This window comes from Lacihabitans lacunae (assembly GCF_042649125.1).
GTDB classification, from domain to species: domain Bacteria; phylum Bacteroidota; class Bacteroidia; order Cytophagales; family Spirosomataceae; genus Leadbetterella; species Leadbetterella lacunae.
On sequence record NZ_JBHRYQ010000001.1, the window covers coordinates 186,372 to 193,354 of the forward strand.

Sequence of the window (6,983 nt, forward strand, 5' to 3'; positions counted from 1 at the left end):
AACCAATTTTAATAAATCTAACCTAAAATGAACGAAAAAACCTTATTTGGGCATCCTAGAGGCCTATTTGTATTGTTCTTTACAGAAATGTGGGAACGCTTCAGTTATTACGGCATGCGTGCCATTTTGTTTTTATATTTAACCAAAAGTGCTCAAGAAGGAGCTCTAGGTTTGGGCGAAGACACCGCAGGTGCAGTTTATGGTCTTTATGCAGCTTCTGTTTATTTATTAACACTTCCCGGAGGTTGGATTGCAGACAACATTTTAGGACAGAAAAAAGCGATTTGGTGGGGTGGTATCAGTATTATGATAGGTCACGCTATTCTTGCTATTCCGGGTAGTCCAGGTGTGTTCTTTTTAGGATTGGCTTTTGTGGCAGTCGGAACTGGGCTTTTAAAAGCAAATATATCATCTATAGTTGGGGAGTTATACCCCGAAGGAGGAGCACAACGTGATGCGGCCTTTAGTATTTTCTATTTAGGAATTAACCTGGGTTCATTTTTAGGAATGTTTATCGTAGGATATTTGGGCGAAAAAGTGGGCTGGCATTATGGATTTGGAGCTGCCGCATTTGCCATGTTTTTTGGGTTAATAAACTTTAAAGTAAACGGCAAGTATCTTAAAAATGTAGGTGAAAAACCTGCGACTAAGTCATCTTTGACGTATTTGTATGTGGTTATCGGTATGTTAGCTTTGGCGGCTATCTCGGTTACTTCGGGTATATTAGATAGTATTCAGTTGGCTAATTCTATGAAATATATCATTTCTGGTATTACCGTTGGGTATTTCTTTTACATCGGTTTTTTAGACAAATCGCTAACTATAGTAGAGCGTAAAAGAGTAGGAGTGCTGTTTATATTGTTTGTAGCCATTGCTATTTTTTGGTCAGGTTTTGAACAAGCAGCCACTACGTTTACCATTTTTGCAGACAGACACACAGACAAAGACCTGTTTGGATTTGCATTGCCAGCATCATGGTTTCAGAACGCAAATTCGTTTTATATCCTAGTGTTTTCAGCACCCTTTGCGGCACTTTGGGTTTGGTTAAATAAGAAAAACTTGAATCCGAATGTTCCTGTTAAATTTGGTCTTGGCTTAATTCAGTTGGGTCTTGGTTTCCTTATCATGTATTTTGCAGCTCAGCGAGTGTTAGATGGCACTTTAGCAGGTATGGGATGGTTAACTTTTACCTACCTTTTGCATTCGCTTGGAGAGCTTTGTATAAGCCCTGTGGGTTTGAGTTCGTATACCAAACTTGCACCTAAAAAATACTATAGTCAAATGATGGGCTTGTGGTTTGTGGGGGCTTCATTGGGTAACCTTATTGCAGGATTATTTGCAGGAAACTTTGACGAAGGAAACGTGAACGCGATGCCGGGGCTGTTTATGCAGTTTTGTTTATACGGTGTAGGAGCAGGCTTAATAATGATACTCTTTCAGAAACAGATTAAAAATTGGATGGGAGGGATAAAATAAAAAGAAAAAGCCGGATTAACCTCCGGCTTTTTTTGCTTTATAGCTTTCTTTTAGCAAATAGGCCAATATTTTATCTCGCTGATCGCCTTGAATCAAGATTTCCATATCTTTTACACTTCCACCTGTTCCGCAGTGATTTTGTAGTTTTTTCTTTAGTTCATTTATGTCAGCAGCAGTACCTATAAAGCCTTCTACTCGACTTACTACTTTGCCGCCGCCACGCCTGTCTAACCAAATCTTAAAACTTTGTTTGTCGTTTGGAAGTGTTTCCATTTCCTCATTGTCTGAGGCATATTCGTAGTCAGGGTTTGTAGAAAAAACCACTCCGCCTTTGTTATTTTTCATAGTTTTATTTTTTTATGATTCGTATTCCCAATAATAAAAATAGGGATTTCTGCTGTATTTATTTAACCGTTACGGCCAATGAAAGTTCCAAAATGTTAAAATTCAAGGCTGTGGCGTCTAATTTAAAAGGCTCTCCATCGAGGTGAATGTTGGTGCCCGGAGCTATTTTAATTGAAAAAGATTTTCCGGTATAGCTATCTACATGTTTTGAGTTTCTAAGCTTTTTACTCATCATTAAATACGCCAATACGGGCCCGTAGATTTTAGAATGTGGCAATATTACCGAGCAGTCTAATAGCCCATCGTCTATTTTGGCATCGGGGGTTATGTATGCATTGTTTCCAAATTGATTGGCATTTCCGATAGTTAATGAAAATACCTTTTTTGTTTTATTTTCAAAAGCTATTTCTATGGGTTTAAATTTAAAATAAGCGTTTAAGGCTACTTTTATGTAGTTAGCCAAGCCGCGTTTATGGCTGTTTTGGTCAAAAACATAGGCACAATAGGCATCGAAACCGATACCAGCGGTACAGAAAAAAGGAAACTCATTGATAGTGCCGGCGTCTATTTTTTTTACTTTGTGCGTTAGGGCTACTTCCAGAGCATTTTCTATTTCTAGTGGAATTTGTAGCATACGGGCGAGGCCATTGCCCGAGCCAACTGGAATAATAGACAATACCGCGTTAGTGTGAAGGAGTGCCGTTGCTACTTCGTTTACGGTTCCGTCGCCGCCCACTGCCACAAAATGCGTGTAACCTTTGGCTAAATATTCCTTAGCCAATTCAAAAGCATGCTTTTTGTACAGAGTTTTTAGAAACTGCGTTTTTATGTTTTTTTGAGCTAAAAGCGACTTTAGCAATAACTCAATATTTTTTTTTGCACCTCCAGCTATTGGATTAATAATAAAAATGATATCTTGTTGATTCAATCGCTTAGATTTATGTGTTTTTGAAAACTTTGTACAAAAATGAAAAAAGTAATTCTATTTTTAATAATTTTTCCATTTAGTTTTAGCCTCTTCGCTCAAAAAAAATCTGAAATATTAGAAGTTTTGGCCAGGCAACAATCCAATTGGAATAAAGGAGATATTCCGGCTTTTATGGAAGACTACTGGAAATCAGAAGAGTTGAAGTTTATTGGCAAAAGCGGCGTGGTTAAAGGTTGGCAGGCCACATTGGATAGATACGAAAAGAGCTATTCAAATCGAGATAAAATGGGCACTTTAGAATTCGATATTCAGGAGGTTGATTTTATGAGTAAGACCAGTGCGTGGGTTTTGGGAAAATGGCACTTAAAGCGACCAGTAGAAGGTGATATCGGGGGATATTTTACCTTAATATTTAAGAAAATAAACGGAAATTGGGTGGTCGTAAGTGACCATACCAGCTAAACACTAATATAAACTATAATAATTAAAATTTTACATGGAAGAAAAAATACCAGTTGGAGCTGAATTTAGACATGATTTTTCATTCTCTCAAGATGACGTGATTGCCTTTGCGAATTTAACGGGAGACCACAATCCGATACATTTAGATGCGGAATATGCGGCTACCACAAAATTCAAAATTCCGATTATTCACGGTCACTTAAGTAGCAGTGTTTTTACTAAGTTTTTGGGTATGCAAAAGCCTGGTGGGCCGGGGTCTATATATATGAAGCAAGTAACCGAATATTTAAGGCCAATGCACGTTGGTGTGCCTTACGAAGTGGTTTTTAGAGTTGTGGAGGTTGAGCCTGTTAGGCATATTGCTCAGATAGCTACCGAGGTTTATAACAAAGAAACCAACAAAGTAACCATCAGAGGTACAGGGACTTTGATGAATGAAGATAACTTCTAATTAAAAATTTGGCACAAAAAAAACACCAGCTTTACAGTTGGTGTTTTTTTATAAGACTTAAAATCTAAAAATTATTCCATTCCAGCATTTTTCATTGCCTGAACTTCGGCTCTAACTTCTTTTGCCCAAGCTGCAACCTCTTGCATGCCTTTTCTAACTCTTGTACCAGCAGCTTTATTTTTTTTATCATAAAACTTGTCAAAATCGTCTTTTAATGAGGTAACTAAGTCGTAAAGTTCTGAATATTTGTCCATGAATTTAAAGGGGTTATACGTGTTTAAACTAAATTTTGACTGCAATTTAATATATTTAAACAATAAAACAATTAATTAGGAAATATTAATAAAAATTAATTTAATCCAATTAAATTCTTAATTTATTATAGTTTTACGCTTCCACCGGACGATACGCTCCATCTGTCAGTTTTTGCTTCACTATTTCAAAACTATTCATGGTATATTCCACGTCTTCTAGTGTATGAGCCGCTGTAGGGATAACCCTTAGAAGAATCACACCTTTTGGAACCACTGGATAAACGATAATCGAACAGAAAATCCCCATATTTTCTCTGAGGTCACGTATTAGATTAGTAACAGTAGGTAAGTCATAGTCTCCTTGAAGGAAAACCGGAGTTACAGGCGAGTTAGTGTTACCTATGTTAAAACCTCTTTTGCGGAAACCTTCTTGTAGGGCATTTACTATGGTCCAAAGCTGATCTTTAAGCTGTGGATTTTTCTTGATAAGCTCCAATCTTTTCATTCCACCAAGTACAAATGGCATAGGTAGAGCCTTTGCGTAAGTTTGAGATCTTAGGTTGTATTTTAAATACATAACGATTTCTTTCTTTGCTGCAATAAAAGCACCAATAGCCGCCATAGATTTTGCAAACGTACAGAAATGTAAATCTACTGCGTCTTGAACACCAAAATGCTCAGGAACTCCAGCACCTGTTTTTCCTAAAGTTCCGAAACCGTGGGCGTCGTCAACCAAAAGTCTAAACTTGTATGTTTTCTTAAGTTCTGCAATTTTATCTAAACTACCTACTACACCTGACATACCAAAAACCCCTTCAGTAATCACCATGATTCCACCTTTTTGCTCTTCGGCAAGTTTGGTAGCTCTTATTAGGTTTTTCTCAAGGCTTTCCATGTCGTTATGCTTAAAGGTATAAGACTTTCCGCCTTTGGCTCTATGAAGTCTAATACCGTCTATCAAACAAGCGTGACACTCGGCATCATAAACGATGATGTCTTTAGTATCAACCATAGCTTCAACAACAGACATAACGCCTTGGTAGCCATAGTTAAGTAAGAATGAATCTTCTTTGCCCACAAACTCGGCAAGTTCTTTTTCAAACTGCTCGTGAAGTTCTGTGTTTCCTGTCATCATTCTGGCTCCCATTGGGTAGGCAAGGCCATACTCTGCTGCAGCTTTTGCGTCAGCCTCTCTCACCTCAGGGTGATTAGCCAAACCTAGGTAATTATTAAGTGACCAGTTTAGCATTTTTTTGCCGTTAAAGGTCATATGCGGGCCTAATTCGCCAGAAAGTTTCGGAAACGAATAGTAATGGTGCGAGTAATGAGCATGTGAGCCAATAGGGCCCATATTATTAACTACTTTATCGAAAATATCTTCAATCATTTTTTGGAATAAATCGTATAATGTGACAAATGATAAATAAAAATTGAGCAAATGTAATAATTAATAATTTTATTATGTAATTATAGAAATCAAACCACCAATAGAAAGGCCTGACTCTTAGATAAGTACAATATATTATTAATTGGTGGCATGTTTTTCTTTGATAAAAACTATAAAACAGCCTGTTTTTTTCAAGAAGTTACTTGTAAATTTTTAAGATTCGATATTGTCTCTACCGGATTTTTAGAGCTATAAACAAAGCTTCCTGCTACCAATGCATCTGCTCCGGCGTTGATCAATAATTGTGCAGTTTCAAGATTTACACCTCCATCTATTTCTATTATCGTATTGGCGTTTTTCTTAGTTATCAAGGCCTTAAGTTTGGCTACTTTTTCAATAGTATGATAAATGAATTTTTGTCCTCCAAAACCTGGATTTACAGACATGATTAAAACCAAGTCGCAGTCGTGAATAATGTCTTCTAATACTGAAACTGGTGTAGCTGGATTTAAGGCCACGCCCGCTTTACAACCCAAAGATTTTATTTGCTCGATGGTTCTGTGTAAATGTGGGCATGCTTCATAATGCACAGTCAAAATTTCAGCTCCTGCGTTTTTAAAGTCTTCCAAATATTTTTCTGGTTGCACAATCATTAAGTGAACATCAAGCGGTTTAGTTGCGTGCTTGTGAAGGGCTTGGGTAACGGGTAAACCGTAAGAAATGTTAGGCACAAATACACCGTCCATTATATCCACATGAAACCAGTCGGCTTCTGAGTTATTAACCATTTCGGTGTCTCGCTGAAGGTTTGCAAAATCAGATGCGAGTATAGAAGGGGCGATAATTGGTTTAGTCATATTTTGTTTTTTTGCAAAGTTAGCCATTTGACAGATTATTTACAAAAAGAAGCCATTCACTCATTTGATTGTACTGTCTACTAAGTACCCGTTGCCTTGTTTTATTTATTGTTACAACTTGAAGCTAAATCTGTATGAGAAAGGCATATTTCATAAAACATGAATCAGTTTTTCAGAAAAAACGAATTTTAGTTTATTTAAATAAAAGAAGACTATGAAAACATTTACACAATTAAAAATCAATGATCGAAAGATGTATCTCAATTATGGTAAGAAAGCGGTTTCGTTTTCAAATATCAAATATATAGAAAGCATAGCGGGTAATTATTCTATGATTAGACTGCTAGATAAAGGTTCGATTTGTTCTGCTTTTACACTCAAACATTACTATTCTCAGTTGGATACTGACCACGATTTTATACTGGTAAGAAAAGGTCTTTTGGTTAATTTAAAATACGCAAAAGAGGTGTTTGTGGAGGGCGGAATTAGGAGCTTAAAAATGTCAACTGGAGAGGTGTTTAAGCTCTCGAGAAGGCAGGGGCCGAAGGTAGAAGAATGCCTTAAAAACGCTGAAATGACATAAGTTTAGGTTGAAATAATTATGTAAAATAATCCCAAAAGCAGCTCGATTTGAAGCTGCTTTTTTTGTTTCTATTTTTTTTATTGAGTGGTAACTAATTGATTGTAAGCTAATATAATTTGTAACGTATTAGTGCATATGCTTTTGGCATAGTTTTTGCCACCGATTAATAATGATTTTAAATCCATTTTAAGTGATTTTTTCACTTGAAAAATTATTAGAAAATAGGAAAGTATAGGTGCT

General features: G+C 36.5%; 9 protein-coding genes. 4 read left to right on the forward strand and 5 right to left on the reverse strand.

Annotated elements, in window-relative coordinates; all coding sequences use genetic code 11:
- Positions 1 to 27: 27 nt before the first annotated feature.
- Positions 28 to 1,476, forward strand: a complete 1,449-nt coding sequence (locus tag ACFOOI_RS00680; protein ID WP_379833815.1) for a peptide MFS transporter — start codon at positions 28 to 30, stop codon at positions 1,474 to 1,476.
- Between the two features lie 15 nt (positions 1,477 to 1,491).
- Here ACFOOI_RS00680 and ACFOOI_RS00685 read toward each other — a convergent pair whose 3' ends face one another.
- Together ACFOOI_RS00685 and ACFOOI_RS00690 are read right to left on the reverse strand one after the other, a co-directional pair.
- Positions 1,492 to 1,821, reverse strand: coding sequence for a translation initiation factor (locus tag ACFOOI_RS00685; RefSeq protein WP_379833817.1), 330 nt, complete (start codon positions 1,819 to 1,821; stop codon positions 1,492 to 1,494).
- A 58-nt stretch (positions 1,822 to 1,879) separates the two neighbouring features.
- Positions 1,880 to 2,749 (reverse strand): diacylglycerol/lipid kinase family protein, encoded by an 870-nt coding sequence (locus tag ACFOOI_RS00690; RefSeq protein ID WP_379833819.1) that lies wholly within the window; start codon positions 2,747 to 2,749, stop codon positions 1,880 to 1,882.
- A gap of 39 nt (positions 2,750 to 2,788) precedes the next feature.
- Here ACFOOI_RS00690 and ACFOOI_RS00695 point away from each other — a divergent pair, with 39 nt between their 5' ends.
- On the forward strand, positions 2,789 to 3,211 hold the full coding sequence (locus tag ACFOOI_RS00695; RefSeq protein WP_379833821.1) for a YybH family protein: 423 nt from the start codon (positions 2,789 to 2,791) through the stop codon (positions 3,209 to 3,211).
- A gap of 34 nt (positions 3,212 to 3,245) precedes the next feature.
- The gene (locus tag ACFOOI_RS00700) at positions 3,246 to 3,662 is read left to right on the forward strand and encodes a MaoC family dehydratase (protein WP_379833823.1); all 417 of its coding nucleotides are present in this window, start codon (positions 3,246 to 3,248) and stop codon (positions 3,660 to 3,662) included.
- Between the two features lie 71 nt (positions 3,663 to 3,733).
- Here ACFOOI_RS00700 and ACFOOI_RS00705 read toward each other — a convergent pair whose 3' ends face one another.
- The 3 genes from ACFOOI_RS00705 to rpe form a co-directional block, all read right to left on the reverse strand.
- Positions 3,734 to 3,916, reverse strand: a complete 183-nt coding sequence (locus ACFOOI_RS00705) for a histone H1 (RefSeq protein WP_379833825.1) — start codon at positions 3,914 to 3,916, stop codon at positions 3,734 to 3,736.
- Positions 3,917 to 4,049: 133 nt separating this feature from the next.
- A complete protein-coding gene (locus tag ACFOOI_RS00710; RefSeq protein ID WP_379833827.1) occupies positions 4,050 to 5,303 on the reverse strand; it encodes an aminotransferase class I/II-fold pyridoxal phosphate-dependent enzyme in 1,254 nt (417 codons plus the stop codon).
- Between the two features lie 191 nt (positions 5,304 to 5,494).
- Positions 5,495 to 6,160 (reverse strand): ribulose-phosphate 3-epimerase, encoded by a 666-nt coding sequence (rpe, locus tag ACFOOI_RS00715; RefSeq protein ID WP_379833830.1) that lies wholly within the window; start codon positions 6,158 to 6,160, stop codon positions 5,495 to 5,497.
- A 214-nt stretch (positions 6,161 to 6,374) separates the two neighbouring features.
- Here rpe and ACFOOI_RS00720 point away from each other — a divergent pair, with 214 nt between their 5' ends.
- The gene (locus ACFOOI_RS00720; RefSeq protein WP_379833833.1) at positions 6,375 to 6,743 is read left to right on the forward strand and encodes a LytTR family transcriptional regulator DNA-binding domain-containing protein; all 369 of its coding nucleotides are present in this window, start codon (positions 6,375 to 6,377) and stop codon (positions 6,741 to 6,743) included.
- The last annotated feature ends 240 nt before the right edge of the window (positions 6,744 to 6,983 follow it).